Source organism: Variovorax sp. YR752, from assembly GCF_943372545.1.
Window position 1 is genome coordinate 14,908 of sequence record NZ_CALRZC010000030.1, and the last position, 15,672, is coordinate 30,579.

16 protein-coding genes are annotated in these 15,672 nt (G+C 68.5%); 10 read left to right on the forward strand and 6 right to left on the reverse strand.

Annotated elements, in window-relative coordinates; translation table 11 throughout:
* Positions 1 to 110 precede the first annotated feature (110 nt).
* From AAG801_RS09865 to AAG801_RS09875, 3 genes are all read left to right on the forward strand, one after another.
* Positions 111 to 419 carry a helix-turn-helix transcriptional regulator gene (locus AAG801_RS09865; RefSeq protein WP_062481916.1) on the forward strand — a complete coding sequence of 103 codons (309 nt, stop codon included), beginning with the start codon at positions 111 to 113 and terminating at the stop codon, positions 417 to 419.
* A gap of 49 nt (positions 420 to 468) precedes the next feature.
* Positions 469 to 1,758: a type II toxin-antitoxin system HipA family toxin gene (locus AAG801_RS09870; protein WP_341888259.1), complete on the forward strand. Its 1,290-nt coding sequence runs from the start codon at positions 469 to 471 to the stop codon at positions 1,756 to 1,758.
* Positions 1,759 to 1,863: 105 nt separating this feature from the next.
* On the forward strand, positions 1,864 to 2,307 hold the full coding sequence (locus AAG801_RS09875; RefSeq protein WP_192194095.1) for an META domain-containing protein: 444 nt from the start codon (positions 1,864 to 1,866) through the stop codon (positions 2,305 to 2,307).
* Between the two features lie 16 nt (positions 2,308 to 2,323).
* Here AAG801_RS09875 and AAG801_RS09880 read toward each other — a convergent pair whose 3' ends face one another.
* The 3 genes from AAG801_RS09880 to AAG801_RS09890 all read right to left on the reverse strand — a co-directional run bounded on the left by AAG801_RS09880 (position 2,324) and on the right by AAG801_RS09890 (position 5,037).
* On the reverse strand, positions 2,324 to 3,232 hold the full coding sequence (locus tag AAG801_RS09880) for a phosphoribosylaminoimidazolesuccinocarboxamide synthase (RefSeq protein WP_101490889.1): 909 nt from the start codon (positions 3,230 to 3,232) through the stop codon (positions 2,324 to 2,326).
* 100 nt (positions 3,233 to 3,332) lie between these two features.
* The gene (gene fba, locus AAG801_RS09885) at positions 3,333 to 4,397 is read right to left on the reverse strand and encodes a class II fructose-bisphosphate aldolase (protein WP_101490888.1); all 1,065 of its coding nucleotides are present in this window, start codon (positions 4,395 to 4,397) and stop codon (positions 3,333 to 3,335) included.
* A 154-nt stretch (positions 4,398 to 4,551) separates the two neighbouring features.
* Positions 4,552 to 5,037, reverse strand: coding sequence for an Lrp/AsnC family transcriptional regulator (locus tag AAG801_RS09890; protein WP_341888231.1), 486 nt, complete (start codon positions 5,035 to 5,037; stop codon positions 4,552 to 4,554).
* 141 nt (positions 5,038 to 5,178) lie between these two features.
* On the opposite strand from AAG801_RS09890, the gene AAG801_RS09895 reads away from it, so the two are divergent.
* Complete coding sequence (locus AAG801_RS09895; RefSeq protein WP_341888232.1) at positions 5,179 to 6,195, forward strand: 1-aminocyclopropane-1-carboxylate deaminase; 1,017 nt, start codon at positions 5,179 to 5,181, stop codon at positions 6,193 to 6,195.
* 64 nt (positions 6,196 to 6,259) lie between these two features.
* On the opposite strand, the gene pyk is transcribed toward AAG801_RS09895, so the two are convergent.
* From pyk to AAG801_RS09910, 3 genes are all read right to left on the reverse strand, one after another.
* Positions 6,260 to 7,708, reverse strand: a complete 1,449-nt coding sequence (pyk, locus tag AAG801_RS09900; RefSeq protein WP_101490885.1) for a pyruvate kinase — start codon at positions 7,706 to 7,708, stop codon at positions 6,260 to 6,262.
* Between the two features lie 105 nt (positions 7,709 to 7,813).
* Complete coding sequence (locus AAG801_RS09905) at positions 7,814 to 9,007, reverse strand: phosphoglycerate kinase (protein ID WP_101490884.1); 1,194 nt, start codon at positions 9,005 to 9,007, stop codon at positions 7,814 to 7,816.
* A 99-nt stretch (positions 9,008 to 9,106) separates the two neighbouring features.
* A complete protein-coding gene (locus tag AAG801_RS09910) occupies positions 9,107 to 10,015 on the reverse strand; it encodes a LysR family transcriptional regulator (protein WP_341888233.1) in 909 nt (302 codons plus the stop codon).
* A gap of 89 nt (positions 10,016 to 10,104) precedes the next feature.
* Between AAG801_RS09910 and AAG801_RS09915 the strand changes: the two genes are divergently transcribed.
* Genes AAG801_RS09915 through AAG801_RS09940 form a run of 6 tightly spaced genes read left to right on the forward strand, consistent with a single transcriptional unit; the run spans position 10,105 to position 15,640 of the window.
* Positions 10,105 to 10,662 carry a VOC family protein gene (locus AAG801_RS09915; RefSeq protein WP_341888234.1) on the forward strand — a complete coding sequence of 186 codons (558 nt, stop codon included), beginning with the start codon at positions 10,105 to 10,107 and terminating at the stop codon, positions 10,660 to 10,662.
* Complete coding sequence (locus tag AAG801_RS09920; RefSeq protein WP_341888235.1) at positions 10,655 to 11,776, forward strand: alpha/beta hydrolase; 1,122 nt, start codon at positions 10,655 to 10,657, stop codon at positions 11,774 to 11,776. Before AAG801_RS09915 ends, AAG801_RS09920 begins: the two co-directional genes overlap by 8 nt.
* Before the next feature lie 11 nt (positions 11,777 to 11,787).
* Positions 11,788 to 13,443: an FAD-dependent oxidoreductase gene (locus AAG801_RS09925; protein ID WP_341888236.1), complete on the forward strand. Its 1,656-nt coding sequence runs from the start codon at positions 11,788 to 11,790 to the stop codon at positions 13,441 to 13,443.
* A complete protein-coding gene (locus AAG801_RS09930) occupies positions 13,440 to 13,658 on the forward strand; it encodes a DUF2783 domain-containing protein (RefSeq protein WP_341888237.1) in 219 nt (72 codons plus the stop codon). The genes AAG801_RS09925 and AAG801_RS09930 overlap by 4 nt, the downstream gene beginning before the upstream one ends.
* The gene (locus tag AAG801_RS09935; RefSeq protein WP_341888238.1) at positions 13,655 to 14,620 is read left to right on the forward strand and encodes an MBL fold metallo-hydrolase; all 966 of its coding nucleotides are present in this window, start codon (positions 13,655 to 13,657) and stop codon (positions 14,618 to 14,620) included. The genes AAG801_RS09930 and AAG801_RS09935 overlap by 4 nt, the downstream gene beginning before the upstream one ends.
* Positions 14,621 to 14,665: 45 nt before the next feature.
* Positions 14,666 to 15,640, forward strand: a complete 975-nt coding sequence (locus AAG801_RS09940; RefSeq protein WP_341888239.1) for a tripartite tricarboxylate transporter substrate binding protein — start codon at positions 14,666 to 14,668, stop codon at positions 15,638 to 15,640.
* Positions 15,641 to 15,672: the final 32 nt, after the last annotated feature.

Sequence of the window (15,672 nt, forward strand, 5' to 3'; positions counted from 1 at the left end):
CTTTCAGTACGCAATTGAACAAGAAAGCGACCCGAGGGTCGCTTTTTTATTGCCGCCACCACCCCATATAGATAGTATTGCTACTCAATTTCCGATAAAAGCGCATTGCAATGCTCCAACTCACTGAAGAACTCGAAAAAGCCCGCAAGGCCGGCGGCCTGAGCCAGGAGGCGCTGGCCACGCGCGCCGGGCTGTCGCGCATGACGGTGCAGCGCATCGAAAGCGGGCAGATCGATCCGCGCCTGTCGACGCTGCTCGAAATGGCGCGCGTGCTGGGGCTCGAACTCATGCCCGTGCCCGCCAGCCTGCGCCCGCAGCTCGAAGATTTCGTGCGCTCGGGCGGTCGCCTGCTCGGCCAGCCGGCGGGCGTGGGCGCGCCGCCGTCCATCGCGCAGAGCCTGGCTGACGAGAACCGGTGAGGCGGTGAGCACGCGCGCCGTCTTCAGCACCGGCATCCGCTACCTGCGGATGCACCTGCACCTGCCCGGTGGCGGGCGGCGCGCCATCGGTTACCTCTCGCAGTACGGCGACATCCTGCGTGTGTCGTTCGACGAGGCCTACATCGCCGACCCGGGCCGCCCCACGTTGTCGCTGGCCTACCGCGGCGCGGATGAGGCCGCCACGCGCGCCATCCTCGCGTCGGCGCGCGACACCCGCGTGTCGCGCAGCGACGGCCGCTGGCCCAGCTACTTCCAGAACCTGCTGCCCGAGGGCCACAACCGCGAGCGTCTGGCGCAGCTGCGCGGCTGCGCGGCCGACGACGAGTTCGAGCTGCTGGCCGCCGCCGGCCACGACCTGATGGGCGCGCTCGAGGTCGAGCCCGTGCCCACGTCCGAAGGCATTCCGGACACCGTGCGCCACTGGCACACGGCGCTGGGGCTCGACGTGCTCGAACCCGGCTTTGTCGAGATGCCGGTGGAAGACGCCGCCGCCATCCCCGGTGTGGTGACCAAGTTCTCGGCGGTGCAGGACGGGCGGCGCTACGTGGTCAAGCGCCACGGCGCGGCGGGCTCGTTCATCCTCAAGCTGCCGAGCACGCGCCACCCCGACCTGGTCGCCAACGAATACACCGGCTACCGCCTGTGCGGCGCGCTCGGCCTCGACTGCGCGCAGGCCCACGTGATCGACCGCGCCGATGCCGACCTGCCCGAACAGGTGCCGTTCGCGCAGATCCTGGCGGTGCGCCGCTTCGACCGCACGCCCGAGGGCGGACGCATCCACATGGAAGAGTTCGCGCAGGTGCTGCAGTACGAGCCGCGCCAGAAGTACGGCCGCGGGCTGGCCACCGACTGGCCCGCGATGCTGCGCGTGCTCGACCGCCTGTCGCCCCACCCGGTGGCCGACGTGCGCGAGTGCGTGCGCCGCCTGGTCGCCTTCATCCTGCTGGGCAACAGCGACGCGCACCTGAAGAACTGGGCGCTGCGCTACCCCGACGGCGTGGCGCCGGTGCTCGCGCCGCTGTACGACCCGGTCTGCGTGGCCGCCTTCTTCGAGGACGTGCCGGCGCACGACTACGGCGTCAACCGCGCCATCGACGCCACGCTGCGCGCGTTCGACGGGCCCGCGCTGGAGGCGCTGCTGCGCGCGGCCGGGCTGCTGCGGCCGGCACGCTTGATGGCCATCGCGCGCGACACCGTGCGCCAGGCCCAGGCCGAGTGGCCCTCGCTGCTGGCACAGGACGGCACGCCCGCCAGCGTGCGCCGCTGCGTCGAGGCGCGCCTCGCGGGCGGCGTGGCCCTCGCGGCGCTGGCCGCCTGAAGAAGAAGCCCGGACGCGCCGACGGGCCTGTCTTCGCACCGGTCACGGCGTCGCATACGATGGCGCCGGTTTTAACTTGTTGCAGATTGAAAAGGAAAATTGGCCATGCGTTCCTTCGCCCGCCGTACCGCGCTTCCCGCCGTTGCCTCGGCCGCGCTGCTGCTGACCGCGCTCACCGGTTGCGGCAGCGGCATCAGTCTCGACGAGCCGATCGAAGGGCCGGTGTGGCGCCTGGTGCAACTGGGCGACGAGCCCATCGCGCCGGGCGGCGATGCCCAGCTGCAGTTCGACCGCAACAGCGGACGGGTCAGCGGGTCGGGCGGCTGCAACCGCGTCACGGGATCGTTCACGCGCGCGGGCGTGTCGCTCAAGCTCGGCCAGATGGCCGCAACGCGCATGGCCTGCGCCGACCCGGTGCGCGGCGCCAACGAGGCGCAGTTCCTGTCGGCGCTGCAGAGCACGGCCAGCTACCGGCTGGCGCCGGGGCGGCTCGCGCTGCTCGATGCGGGCGGCCGCACGGTCGCGCTGCTCAGCAGCGGCAACCGTTAAGCAAAAAAAGGATCGATCAGCCGTGGGTGAGGCGGTCCAGCGCCTCACGGTACTTGGCGGCCGTCTTCTCGATGACTTCGGCCGGCAGGCGCGGCGCCGGGGGCGTCTTGTCCCAGGGCTTGCCGTTGATCTTGGTGGCTTCGAGCCAGTCGCGCACGAACTGCTTGTCGTAGCTCGGGGGGTTGGTGCCGGCGGCCAGAGCGGCCTCGTAGCCCTCGACCGGCCAGTAGCGCGAGCTGTCGGGCGTGAGCACTTCGTCCATGAGCACCAGCGTGTCGTTCTCGTCCAGGCCGAACTCGAACTTGGTGTCGGCAATGATCATGCCCTTGGTGAGCGCGATCTGGGCCGCGGCCTCGTAGATGGCGATGCTGATCTCGCGGATCTGCTGGGCCAGCTTGGGGCCGACGATCTCGACCACGCGCTCGTAGCTGATGTTCTCGTCGTGCTCGCCGGCCGCGGCCTTGGCAGCGGGCGTGAAGATCGGGCGCGGCAGCTTGCTCGCGTTGGTCAGGCCCTCGGGCAGCGGCACGCCGCAGACGGCGCGGTTGTCCTGGTATTCCTTCCAGCCGCTGCCGGCCAGGTAGCCGCGCACCACGGCCTCGACCGGGATCGGGCGCAGGCGCTTGACCAGCATCGAGCGGCCCGTGACCTGCGCCACCTCGTCGGGCTGCACCACGCTCTCGGGCGCTTCGCCCGTCAGGTGGTTGGGGCACAGCGCGCCCAGGCGGTCGAACCACCACAGCGCCATCTTGGTGAGGATCTCGCCCTTGCCGGGGATGGGCTCGCCCATGATAACGTCGAAGGCGCTGAGCCGGTCGCTCGCGACCATCAGGATGCGGTCTTCGCCGACGGCGTAGTTGTCGCGCACCTTGCCGCGCGCAAGCAGGGGCAGGCTCTGGATGGAGGAGGTGTGAACGGTGGTCATGGACGGATGCTCGGCTGGGAAACGGTGACGGGGAAAGCGGATTGTGCGCGCAGAAAAAAGCCACCGCGAGCGGTGGCCTGCGGCGCGCAGTCTGTCTTCGTTAGATGACTTGCTGCGCCAGGTCGCCCTTGGCGTACTTGGCAGCGACGACCTGCAGCGTGTCGCCCTTGATCTTGGCGCCCTGGCCTTCGCAGCCGAACTCGATGTAGCGCTGCTTGCAGATCAGCTTGGCGGCTTCGCGCGCGGGCTTGAGCCATTCGCGGGCGTCGAACTTCTCGGGGTTCTCGGCCAGGAACTTGCGCACGGCGCCGGTCATCGCCAGGCGGATGTCGGTGTCGATGTTGATCTTGCGCACGCCGTGCTTGATGGCTTCCTGGATTTCCTTGACGGGCACGCCATAGGTTTCCTTCATGTTGCCGCCGTACTGGCGAATGATGGCCAGCAGCTCTTGCGGCACGCTCGACGAGCCGTGCATCACCAGGTGGGTGTTGGGAATGCGGCGGTGGATTTCCTTGATGCGGTCGATCGCCAGGATGTCGCCGGTGGGCTCGCGCGTGAACTTGTAGGCGCCGTGGCTGGTGCCGATGGCAATGGCCAGCGCGTCGATCTGGGTGCGCTTGACGAAGTCGGCGGCCTGCTCGGGGTCGGTCAGCAGTTGCTCGCGCGTCATGGTGTCGTCGGTGCCGTGGCCGTCTTCCTTGTCGCCCTTCATGGTTTCGAGCGAACCGAGGCAGCCGAGCTCGCCTTCGACGGTCACGCCCAGGCGGTGGGCCATGTCCGACACCTTCTTGGTGACGTCCACGTTGTAGTCGTAGCTGGCGATGGTCTTGCCGTCGGCCTCGAGCGAGCCGTCCATCATGACCGAGCTGAAGCCCAGTTCGATGGCGCCCTTGCAGACGTCGGGGCTCTGGCCATGGTCCTGGTGCATCACCAGCGGGATGTTCGGGTACTGCTCGATGGCGGCCTGGATCAGGTGCTTGATGAAGGCTTCACCCGCGTACTTGCGGGCGCCGGCGCTGGCTTGCAGGATGACGGGCGCACCGGTTTCCTTGGCGGCCTCCATGACGGCCTGGACCTGTTCCAGGTTGTTGACGTTGAAGGCCGGAATGCCGTAGCCGTTGGCGGCGGCGTGGTCCAGCAGTTCGCGCATCGAGACGAGTGCCATGGGAAATACCTCGTGGGAATAGAAAAAACGGGAAAAAAGAGAAGGCGGAAAGTCGGGAGAAAACTACCCCGATTCTACCGAGCCCCCTTGTGGGACAGCACCGACGCCACCCCGGGCGTCACGGGTACTGCCGCGCAGCTCTTTTTCAACTTTTTCAGATCGGCAACTGCGTGGTCGACAGCACCTGCTTGAGCACCACGAACGTCCGGATCTGCCGCACGCCCGGCAGGTACAGCAGCTGCTCGGCATGCAGGCGGTTGAAGCTGTCGTTGTCGCGGGTGCGCACGAGCATGAAGTAGTCGAACTCGCCCGTGACGACGTGGCATTCGAGGCAGCCCGACACCTTCTGCGCCGCCTTCTCGAAATCGGCAAAGGAGTCGGGCGTGGAGCGGTCGAGCACCACGCCGATCATCACGAGCATGCCGACGTCGAGCGCATCGGGGTCGAGCAGGGCGACCACGCCCTTGATGAGCCCGCTGGCCTTGAGCCGCTCGACCCGCCGCAGGCAGGCCGGAGCGCTGAGGTTCACCTTGGCGGCCAGCGCCACGTTCGACACCGAGGCGTCGCGCTGCAGGGCGCGCAGGATCGCGCGGTCGGTGCGATCGAGCTCGGTCGGGGCGCGCAACTTTGTTGTGCTCATGGCTTCCTTCCCGGATGAAAAACTGTCTTCCTGGCCATCCTGCCTTCTTTTGAGCAGCGAATCCAGCGAACTTCGCAAGCACATTGCAAACCCTTCTTCCTACGATCGACAGCTTCACCCCCACCTCTCGGAGCCGCGTCGATGAACCTGAAGAAATTCCCCCGCCACGTCCTGACCTTCGGCCCCACGCCGATCCAGCCGCTGAAGCGCCTGAGCGCCCATCTCGGCGGCAAGGTCGACCTCTACGCCAAGCGCGAGGACTGCAACAGCGGCCTGGCCTTCGGCGGCAACAAGACGCGCAAGCTGGAGTACCTGATTCCCGAGGCGCTCGAAGGCGGCTACGACACGCTGGTGTCGATCGGCGGCATCCAGTCGAACCAGACGCGGCAGGTGGCCGCGGTGGCCGCACACCTGGGCCTGAAGTGCGTGCTGGTGCAGGAGAACTGGGTCAACTACTCCGATGCGGTGTACGACCGGGTCGGCAACATCGAGATGTCGCGCATCCTCGGCGCCGACGTGCGGCTGGACGCGGCTGGCTTCGACATCGGCATCCGCCAGAGCTGGGAGCAGGCCATGGCCGACGTACGCGCGGCCGGCGGCAAGCCCTTCCCGATTCCGGCCGGTTGCTCCGAGCACCCGCGCGGCGGCCTGGGCTTCGTGGGCTTTGCCGAGGAAGTGCGCCAGCAGGAGGCCGAGTTGGGCTTCAAGTTCGACTACATCGTGGTCTGCTCGGTCACGGGCAGCACGCAAGCCGGCATGGTGGTGGGCTTCGCGGTCGACGGCCGCGCCGACCGGGTGATCGGCATCGACGCCTCGGCCAAGCCGCAGCAGACCTATGACCAGATCCTGCGCATCGCCAAAAACACGGCCGAGCTGGTCGAGCTGGGCCGCGACATCACCGAGCAAGACGTGGTGCTCGACCGCCGCTTCGGCGGGCCCGAGTACGGGCTGCCGAACGAAGGCACGCTGGAGGCGATCCGTTTGAGCGCGCGCTTCGAGGGCATGCTGACCGACCCGGTGTACGAGGGCAAGTCGATGCACGGGATGATCGAGAAGGTGCGGCTCGGGGAGTTTCCGGCGGGCTCGAAGGTGCTGTATGCGCACCTGGGCGGCGTGCCGGCGCTCAACGCCTACAGCTTCCTGTTCCGCAACGGCTGAACCCAACCGCGCAATGAAAAAGGCCGGCATGTGCCGGCCTTTGCTTGGCTGCGAGTGAACGAACTCAGCTTGCGCGGCAGATCTTGAGCATGTTGGTGCCGCCGGGCGCGCCCATCGGCTCGCCGCAGGTGATCGCGTACACGTCGCCGGTTTGCACGATGCCGCGCTTCTTCAGATGGGCTTCCGCCTGTTCGAGCGCGGTGTCGCGGTCGGTCTGCGAGTCCATCAGCAGCGGGCGCACGTTGCGGTACAGCGCCAGCTTGCGCTGCGTGGCCAGGCGCGAGGTCAGTGCGTACATGGGAATGTGCGCGCGGTGGCGGCTCATCCACAGGATGGTGGAGCCCGATTCGGTGAGCGCCACGATGGCCTTGGCGCCCAGGTGGTGCGCCGTGAACAGCGCGCCCATGGCGATCGACTGGTCGATGCGGCTGTAGGTCTTGCCGCTGAAATCGGCGTCGAGCGTCTGGTCTTCGGCGCCTTCGGCGGCTTCGCAGATGCGGCTCATTTCCTGCACGGTCTCGAGCGGGTAGCGGCCCGAGGCGGTTTCGGCCGAGAGCATCACGGCGTCGGTGCCGTCGAGCACGGCGTTGGCCACGTCGCTCACCTCGGCGCGCGTGGGCACGGGGTTGGTGATCATCGACTCCATCATCTGGGTCGCGGTGATGACCACCTTGTCCATGTCGCGCGCCATGCGGATCATCTTTTTCTGCAGCGCGGGCACGGCGGCGTTGCCGACTTCCACGGCCAGGTCGCCGCGGGCGACCATGATGCCGTCGCTGGCACGCAGGATTTCTTCGAGCTTCGGAATGGCTTCGGCGCGCTCGATCTTGGCGATCATGCCGGGCTTGTGGCCGTACTCGGCCGCCGCCACGTTGCACAGCTGGCGCGCCATTTCCATGTCGGTGGCGTTCTTGGGGAAGCTCACGGCCACGTAGTCGGCCTGGAAGCTCATCGCGGTCTTGATGTCTTCCATGTCCTTGGCCGTCAGCGCGGGCGCCGTGAGGCCGCCGCCCTGCTTGTTGATGCCCTTGTTGTTCGACAGCTCGCCGCCCAGCTTGACGGTGGTGTACACCGCGTCGCCCTTGACGCCGTCGACCGTGAGCACGATCAGGCCGTCGTTCAGCAGCAGCTTGTCGCCGGGCTTCACGTCGCGCGGCAGGTCCTTGTAGTCGAGGCCGACGGCATCGATGTCGCCCGGCTCGGTGCGCGAGGCGTCGAGCACGAACTTGGCGCCGGGTTCGAGCCAGATCTTGCCCTGCGCGAACTTGCCGACGCGGATCTTCGGGCCCTGCAGGTCGGCCATGATGGCCACCTCGCGGCCCACCTTGCGGGCCGCTTCGCGCACCATGGCGGCGCGGTTGATGTGGTCCTGCGCGGTGCCGTGGCTGAAGTTCAGCCGCACCACGCTGACCTTGGCCAGGATCATCTGCTCCAGCAGTTCGGGCGTGTTGGACGCCGGGCCGAGGGTGGCGACGATCTTGGTGGCGTGGCGGGGAATGCGGTCCGTGCTCATGAAGGGGGTCTCCGTTTTGTATTCGCTACTGTATACACTTTGTGTGTCGAACGGAAGTCAGTCGCCCCGAGGGATTTCCCCTCCGTCGCCGGACCGCCGCCGAAATCAGCCGGCCGCGCGCTTGGCCAGGATCTCGAAGGCCGGCAGGGTCTTGCCCTCCAGCACCTCGAGAAAGGCGCCGCCGCCGGTCGAGATGTAGCCGACCTGCTTTTCGATGCCGTACTTGGCGATGGCCGCCAGGGTGTCGCCACCGCCGGCGATCGAGAAGGCGCTGCTCTCGGCAATCGCCTGCGCGATGGCCTTGGTGCCGCCCGCGAAGGCGTCGAACTCGAACACACCGACCGGGCCGTTCCACACGATGGTGCCGGCTTCGCGCAGCTGCGCGGCCAGGATGGCCGATGTCTTGGGGCCGATGTCCAGGATCAGGTCGTCGTCGGCCACGTCGGTGGCGGCCTTGACGGTGGCGGGCGCGTCGGCCGCGAAGGTCTTGGCCGTGACCACGTCGACCGGGATCGGCACGTCGGCGCCGCGCGCGCGCATGGCGTCGATCACGGCCTTGGCCTGGTCGAGCAGGTCGGGCTCGGCCAGCGACTTGCCGATCGAAAGGCCCGCGGCCAGCATGAAGGTGTTGGCGATGCCGCCACCGACGATCAGCTGGTCGACGTTGGCCGACAGGCTCTTCAGGATGGTGAGCTTGGTGCTGACCTTCGAGCCCGCCACGATGGCGACCAGCGGGCGCTTGGGCTGGGCCAGCGCCTTGCTGATGGCGTCCATTTCGGCCGCCAGCAGCGGGCCGGCCGCGGCAATCTTGGCGAACTGGGCGATGCCGTAGGTGGTGGCTTCGGCGCGGTGGGCGGTGCCGAAGGCGTCGTTCACGTAGATGTCGGTGAGCGCGGCCAGCTTGCGGGCCAGCGCTTCGTCGTTCTTCTTCTCGCCCTTGTTGACGCGGCAGTTCTCGAGCAGCACGACCTGGCCGGGCTTCACGTCGACGCCGTCGACCCAGTTGGCCACCAGCGGAACTTCACGACCCAGCAGCTCGCCCAGGCGCTTGGCGACGGGGGCCAGCGAGTCTTCGGGCTTGAACTCGCCTTCGGTCGGACGGCCCAGATGCGAGGTGACCATCACGGCCGCGCCGGCATCGAGCGCCAACTGGATGCAGGGCACCGAGGCGCGGATGCGCGTGTCTTCGGTGATGTTGCCGGCGTCGTCTTGCGGCACGTTGAGGTCGGCACGGATGAAGACGCGCTGGCCGGCGGCCTTGCCTTGCGCACAGAGGTCGGTGAATCGAATGACGTTCATGGGTCTGAGGATGGTGAAAGACGGAAAGGCGGGACTGCGTGCATTGTAGTTTTCACCCTCCGGCGCCTCTGTGCGCCTGTTGCGCCGCTTCGATGTTTTTCAGGCTTTCGGCTGCGCGGTCGCAAACTGCGCGAGGATGCCGACGAAGCTCGCCGCCGCGGGCGACAACGAACGCCGCGCTGCGCTGTACACGCACACCTCGCGGTGGAAGTCGGGCGACTCGAGCCGCACCATCTGCAGCCCGTGCGCACGCACCAGCGACGCCGAATACGTCGGGCACACGGTCAGCCCCAGCCCCGAGGCCACCATGCCGAGCGCGGTGGTCATGTACGACACCTCCTGCGTGCCGGGCCGCAGCATGTACGCGCGCTCCTCGGGCCCCAGCTCGGGCAGCACGCGCTGGCGAAAGTCGCGCGTGGGCGCAATGAAGGTGTAGGGCGCCAGCTCGTGCCAGCGCACCTTGCGGCGCTTGGCAAAGGCGTGGCCGGGCGGGCAGATCAGCCAGTGGCGGTCGCGGAACAGCGTGCGGCGCTCGATGGCGGCGGCGTCCACCGTCACGTCCTGGCCCACGGCCAGTTCGACGTCGCCGGCCGCCACGCCCAGCAGCAGGTGCTCGGGCAGCGTGTCGGCCAGGCGCACGTCGACATCGGGATAGGCCTCGCGGTAGGCGGCGATCACGCGCGGCATCAAGGTGCAGGCCATGAGCTGCGGTGCTGCAAGCCGCAACAGCCCTTTCTTCTTGTCACGCAGATCAGTCACGCCGGCTACCGCGCTCGTGAGGTCGCCGAGCAGGCGGTGCACCGACGGCAGGAACTCGCGCCCCGCCTCCGACAGCTGCACGCGCCGCGTGTTGCGGTCGAGCAGCTGCACGCCCATCTCGCGCTCGAGCTCGCGCACCAGCACGCTGAGCGCCGACTGCGTGAGGTGCAGCTGCCCGGCGGCGGCGGTGAAGCTGCCGGTTTCGGCCACGGCGGCGAAGGCGCGCAGCTGGCGCAGGGTGAGGTTCATATATATGGTTATTTCATCAATCGATGAATTAATTTCGATTGCATCATAAGACGCGGCATTGCCCAATCGCGGCCTCAACGGAGACACGCATGCCGACGACGACCGCCCCCACGTCCGCGCCGCCCATTCGCGGGCTGCACCATTTCGCCTGGCGCTGCCGCGACAGCGAGGAAACCCGCCACTTCTACGAAGACCTGCTGGGCCTGCCGCTGGCCCACGTCATCAAGAACGACCACGTGCCGAGCACGGGCGAGTACTGCCCCTACGTGCACATCTTTTTCCAGATGCGCGACGGCGCGTACATCGCCTTCTTCGACCTGGGCGACGACACCGCCGCGCTGCCCTCGCCCAACACGCCGTCGTGGGTGAACCACATCGCGCTGCGCGTCGACTCGGGGGACGACCTGCTCGCCGCCAAGGCGCGGCTCGAAGGCGCCGGCATCGAGGTGCTGGGCGTGACCGACCACCACATCATCGAGTCGATCTACTTCTTCGACCCCAACGGCATCCGCGTGGAACTCACCACGCCGACCGTGCCGCAGGCCGAGATGGACGCGCATGCGCGCCATGCCCACTCCGACCTTGACGCGTGGACCGCACGCAAGGCCGCGCTGCGTGCCGCCGCCGGAGGCGCCTCGCATGTCTGAGCTGCAACTCGCCGTCATCGACGTGAAGCCCGGCGCGGCCATGGACAGCCAGTCGGGCCTGCAGTTGCTGCGCCCGCGCATCTACGGCGCCTTCCGCGCGCCGCCGGGGCCGAAAAAGATCGCGGCCATCGTGATGCACCCGACCAGCAACTTCATGGGCCACTACCTGATCGGCCCGCTGGCCGAGCGCGGCATCTGCTGCATGGGCCTGAACTCGCGCTTCGTCGGCAACGACACGGTGCTGCTGATGGAGCGCGCCATCCAGGACCTGGGCGCCGGCGTGCAGTACCTGCGCGCGGCCGGCTACGAGAAGGTGTTCCTGGTCGGCAACTCGGGCGGCGCGGCGCTCGCGGCCTTCTACCAGGCGCAGGCCGAACAGCTCACGGCCACGCACCTGCCCGACGGGGACCCGACCCACCTGCACCAGAGCGACCTGCCCCCGATCGACGGCCTCGCGCTGTGCGCCGCGCACCTGGGCCGCACGCGGCTCATGCGCGACTGGATCGACCCTTCGGTCACCGACGAGCACGACCCGCTCTCGGTCGACCCCGAGCTCGACATGTACGACCCGCGCCACCGCGTGCCCTACGAGGCCGACTTTCTCGCGCGCTTCAGCGCAGCGCAAAAAGCGCGGCTGGACCGCATCGAACAGTGGTGCCTCGACCGCCTCGCATTGCTGCGCAGCACGCCGGGCGCGCCGCGCGACCAGACCTTCGTCGTCTACCGCACGCACGCCGACCCGCGCTGCATCGACCTGTCGCTCGATGCGAACGCGCGCCTGCCCGGCAGCGTCTGGGGCGATGCGCGCCAGGTGAACTACTCGGCCAACGCGATGGGCCGCACCACCTCGCTGACCGCGTTCCTCTCGCAGTGGTCGTCGCGCTCGCAGGCCGACGGGCCCACCAACCTCGCGCGCACCACGGTGCCGAAGCTGCTGCTGACCTACACCGGCGACCAGTCGACCTTCCCGAGCACGCGCGACGCCTGGATGGCCGCGGGCGGCGCGCGCATCCGCAACGTCGACATCGTCGGCGGCAACCATTACCTGGCGGGCCAGCCCGAGCTGATTCCGCAAGCGGCGGACGCCATCGCCGAATTCGCCCACGCGCTGTGAGCCCCGACACCATGGAAAGCTTTGCATTCGCGCCGGCCTACGAGCTGCCGGTCTGGCCCTTCACGCCGCCGCCCGAACTCGGCAGCGCACAGGTCGTGCGCCACCCGGTCGTGATCGTCGGCGCCGGCCCCTCGGGCCTCACGCTGGCCTGCGACCTCGCGCAACGCGGCGTGCGCGCCGTGCTGCTCGACGAGGACGACACCGTGGGCGTGCGCGGCGCCTCGTCGCGCGGCATCTGCTACGCGCAGAAGAGCCTGGAGATCTTCGAGCGCCTGGGCATCTACGCGCGCATCGCGGCCAAGGGCATCACCTGGTCGTTCGGTCGCACCTTCTCGGGCGACGAAGAGGTCTACAACTTCAACCTGCAAGCCACGAGCGTCTCGAAGCAGCCGCCTTTCGTGAACCTGCAGCAGTTCTACATCGAGTGGTTCCTGGTCGATCGCATTCTCGAACTCGGCGTGACCGACCTGCGCTGGAAGAGCCGCGTGACGCGTGTCGAGCCATTGGCCGACGGCGTGCGCATCGACATCGAGACGCCCGCCGGCAGCTACACGATCGAGGCCGACCACCTGATCGACGCCACGGGCGCGAACAGCCCGATCCGCACGCAGCTCGGTGTCGAGTCGCATGCCTCGCGCAGCACCGACCGCTGGTGCATCTCCGATGTGCGCTTCGAGAAGCCGCTGCCCACTGAGCGCTGGACCTGGGTCGACGCACCCTTCAACGAAGGCCGCGGCGTGTGGCAGCACCTGATGGCCGACGGCGTGTGGCGCATCGACTACCAGATGCCCGAAGACTGCGACCCGGCCGAAATCAGCCGCCCCGAGGTGGCCGGCGCGCGATTGCGCGAACAGCTCGGGCCCGACGTGGCTTTCGAGTTCGTGTGGATCGGCCCCTACGGCTACCGCGACCACTTGCTCGAGCGCTTCCGCCACGGCCGCGTGTGCTTCATCGGCGACGCCGCGCATGTGGTGAGCCCCTTCGGCGCGCGCGGCGGCAACACCGGCATCCAGGACGCGGCCAACCTCGGCTGGAAACTCGCGCTGGTTGCGCAAGGACAGGCCGGCGATGCGCTGCTCGACAGCTACGACGCCGAACGCCGCCCGGCCGCGCAGGAGAACCTGACGGTCACGAGTCGCTCGGCGCGTTTTCTTGCGCCACGTTCGCCGGCCGAGCACACGCTGCGCCGCGCCGTGGTGGCGCTGGCCAAGCGCCACACCTTCGCGCGTGCGCTGGTCAACACGGGCCGCATGTCGGTCGCCAACGACTATCCCGCCGCGCCGCAGTTGCCCGAAGGCGCGCGCACGGTGCAGAACCTGCCGCTGCAGTGGGCCGACGGACGAGAGACCACGCTGATGCAGCTGTTGGCCGAGGGCACGCAGTGCCTGGGCCTGTGGTTCGCACCGACGCGCGCGCAGGCGCAGGCGGCGTGCGACGCCACGGCCGGATTGCCGCTGCGCCTGCTGGCCGTGGGCGGTGACAGCGGCCTGCCGACCTTGCAGGCCGACGAGACGCTGGCGCGCCACCTCGGCATCGACCCCAACGTGGGCGGCTTCGTGCTCGTGCGCCCCGATGCCTACCGCGCTGCGCTCCTTGCGCAGGCCACCCCCGACACGATCACCGCTGCCGTGCGCACAGCGCTCGCACTCACCGCTTCGTCCTCATGATCACCGAGCCCCGCATCCCCGACCCCGACGGCTTCTACGCCGCCCTGCTGGCCGCGCACGAAGGCCGCACCGAGGCGCAGAGCGCCGACCTCAACGCCCGCCTCGTGCTGCTGCTGGCCAGCCAGTGCGCCGACCAGGCCGTGCTGCTCGCGTGCATCCGCGCGGCGGCCGAGGCCGACGAAGACATCCCCACGACCACGACAACACTTCCATGACCGCTCCCGTCTCTTTCGCTTCCGCCTCCGACACCCGGGAGCAGAAGCCCCGGCTGCAGGAACTCGCGCCGGGCGCCTACGGCTACATCAGCGACTTCGATCCCAACTGCGGCTTCGTCGTCGGCGAGGAGCACGTGGTGCTGATCGACACCCGCCCCACGCCGCGCATGGCGCGCGACTTTCTCGCGGCGATCCGCGGCGTCACCGACAAGCCGATCCGCACCATCGTGCTCACGCACTATCACGCGGTGCGCGTGATGGGCGCGAGCGCCTTCGACGAGGTGCAGGAGATCATCGCCAGCAACGGCACGCTCGACTGGATCCGCACGCGCGGCCAGGCCGACTTCGAATCGGAGGTGGGCCGCTTTCCGCGCCTGTTCGCGGGCGTGGAAGAGATTCCGGGCCTGACCTTCCCGACCACGGTCTTCGAACGCGAGATGACGCTGCCGCTCGGCGGCGGCCGCGAGCTGCAATTGATGGCGCTGGGCCGCGGCCACTCGGGCGGCGACACCGTCGCCTGGCTGCCCGACTGCGACGTGCTGTTCTCGGGCGACGTGGTCGAGAACCACTGCGGCGTGTACGCGGGCGACGCCTACATCGGTGACTGGGCCGGCACGCTCGACGCGGTGCGCGCGCTGCAACCGCGCGTGCTGGTGCCCGGGCGCGGCGCGGTGCTGCAGGGCGAAGCGACCTGCGCCGAGGCGATCGGGCTCACGAAGGATTTTCTCTCGACGCTGCTCGACAGCGTGCGCGCAGGCATCGCCGCGGGCGACACGCTCAAGGGCTGCTTCGCGCGCGCCGAGGCGGCCATGACGCCGCGCTTCGGCGGCTGGCCGGTGTTCCAGCACGTGCTGCCGTTCGACGTGTCACGCGCGTATGACGAACTGCGCGGCATCGAGCACCCGGTCGTGTGGACCGCCGAGCGCGACCAGGAACTCTGGCAGGTCCTGCGCGGGACCTGAGCCGACCTTCACTGATTTTTTCAACAAAGCAACGGAGACAAAACGATGAAACGCTTCCTTCCCCTGCTGGCCGCAGCCCTTGCGCTCGCCACCGCACCCTTCGCGTCGGCGCAGCCGGCGGCCTACCCCAGCCAGCCCGTGAAATGGATCGTGCCCTACGTGGCCGGCGGCGGCACCGACAACCTCGCGCGTTCGCTGGCCGAGGCCATGCAGCCGTCGCTCGGACAGCCGCTGATCATCGACAACCGCCCCGGCGCATCGACCAACATCGGCGTGTCCGTGATGATGCAGGCCAAGCCCGACGGCTACACGATCATGCAGGCCGAGAACGCGGCACTGCTGTTCAACGAGCACATGTTCGCCAAGCTGCCCTACAAGCCGGCGACCGACTTCACCTACATCGGCACCATCGGGCGCTTTCCCGTGGCGCTGGTCGTGCACCCGGACTTTCCCGCGAAGAACGTGGCGGAGTTCGTGCGCTACGTGAAGGCCAACCCCGAGAAGGTGAGCTACGCCTCGCCCGGCAACGGCTCGCCGCACCACATGGCGATGGAGCTGTTCAAGCAGAAGGCCGGCCTCACGATCACGCACGTGCCGTACAAGGGCGCCGCGCCCGCCATGACCGACGTGATGGGCGGCCAGGTGCCGACGATGATGCTCGACCTGGCCTCGGGCCTGCCGATCATCAAGTCGGGCAAGGTGCGCGTGCTGGCCATTGCGCTGCCGCAGCGCGCCAGCGCCCTGCCCGAGGTGCCGACCTTCGTCGAGGCCGGCTTCAGCGACGTCAACGCCTACGCCTTCCACGGCCTGATCGGCCCGGCCGGCATGCCGCCCGAGGCCGTGGCGCGCATCAACACCGAGCTGCACAAGGCGATGAAGGCACCGAAGGTGGTGAAGCTGTTCTCGGAGTTCGGCTTCGAGGCGCTGCCCGGCACGCCGCAGGACTTCTACAAGCTCTCGCGCGCGGAGAGCGAGCGCTGGGGCAACATCATCAAGACCGCGGGCGTGAAGCTCGATTGAAAGGCCCCCCGGCTTTTCACTCCGCTTCGCTG

Bases quoted from the DNA above. Each gene is read 5' to 3' on its own strand.
- AAG801_RS09865 (WP_062481916.1), top strand. From the start codon at position 111: ATGCTCCAACTCACTGAAGAACTCGAAAAAGCCCGCAAGGCCGGCGGC.
- AAG801_RS09870 (WP_341888259.1), top strand. From the start codon at position 469: ATGCACCTGCACCTGCCCGGTGGCGGGCGGCGCGCCATCGGTTACCTC.
- AAG801_RS09875 (WP_192194095.1), top strand. From the start codon at position 1,864: ATGCGTTCCTTCGCCCGCCGTACCGCGCTTCCCGCCGTTGCCTCGGCC.
- AAG801_RS09880 (WP_101490889.1), bottom strand. From the start codon at position 3,232: ATGACCACCGTTCACACCTCCTCCATCCAGAGCCTGCCCCTGCTTGCG.
- fba (WP_101490888.1), bottom strand. From the start codon at position 4,397: ATGGCACTCGTCTCGATGCGCGAACTGCTGGACCACGCCGCCGCCAAC.
- AAG801_RS09890 (WP_341888231.1), bottom strand. From the start codon at position 5,037: ATGAGCACAACAAAGTTGCGCGCCCCGACCGAGCTCGATCGCACCGAC.
- AAG801_RS09895 (WP_341888232.1), top strand. From the start codon at position 5,179: ATGAACCTGAAGAAATTCCCCCGCCACGTCCTGACCTTCGGCCCCACG.
- pyk (WP_101490885.1), bottom strand. From the start codon at position 7,708: ATGAGCACGGACCGCATTCCCCGCCACGCCACCAAGATCGTCGCCACC.
- AAG801_RS09905 (WP_101490884.1), bottom strand. From the start codon at position 9,007: ATGAACGTCATTCGATTCACCGACCTCTGTGCGCAAGGCAAGGCCGCC.
- AAG801_RS09910 (WP_341888233.1), bottom strand. From the start codon at position 10,015: ATGAACCTCACCCTGCGCCAGCTGCGCGCCTTCGCCGCCGTGGCCGAA.
- AAG801_RS09915 (WP_341888234.1), top strand. From the start codon at position 10,105: ATGCCGACGACGACCGCCCCCACGTCCGCGCCGCCCATTCGCGGGCTG.
- AAG801_RS09920 (WP_341888235.1), top strand. From the start codon at position 10,655: ATGTCTGAGCTGCAACTCGCCGTCATCGACGTGAAGCCCGGCGCGGCC.
- AAG801_RS09925 (WP_341888236.1), top strand. From the start codon at position 11,788: ATGGAAAGCTTTGCATTCGCGCCGGCCTACGAGCTGCCGGTCTGGCCC.
- AAG801_RS09930 (WP_341888237.1), top strand. From the start codon at position 13,440: ATGATCACCGAGCCCCGCATCCCCGACCCCGACGGCTTCTACGCCGCC.
- AAG801_RS09935 (WP_341888238.1), top strand. From the start codon at position 13,655: ATGACCGCTCCCGTCTCTTTCGCTTCCGCCTCCGACACCCGGGAGCAG.
- AAG801_RS09940 (WP_341888239.1), top strand. From the start codon at position 14,666: ATGAAACGCTTCCTTCCCCTGCTGGCCGCAGCCCTTGCGCTCGCCACC.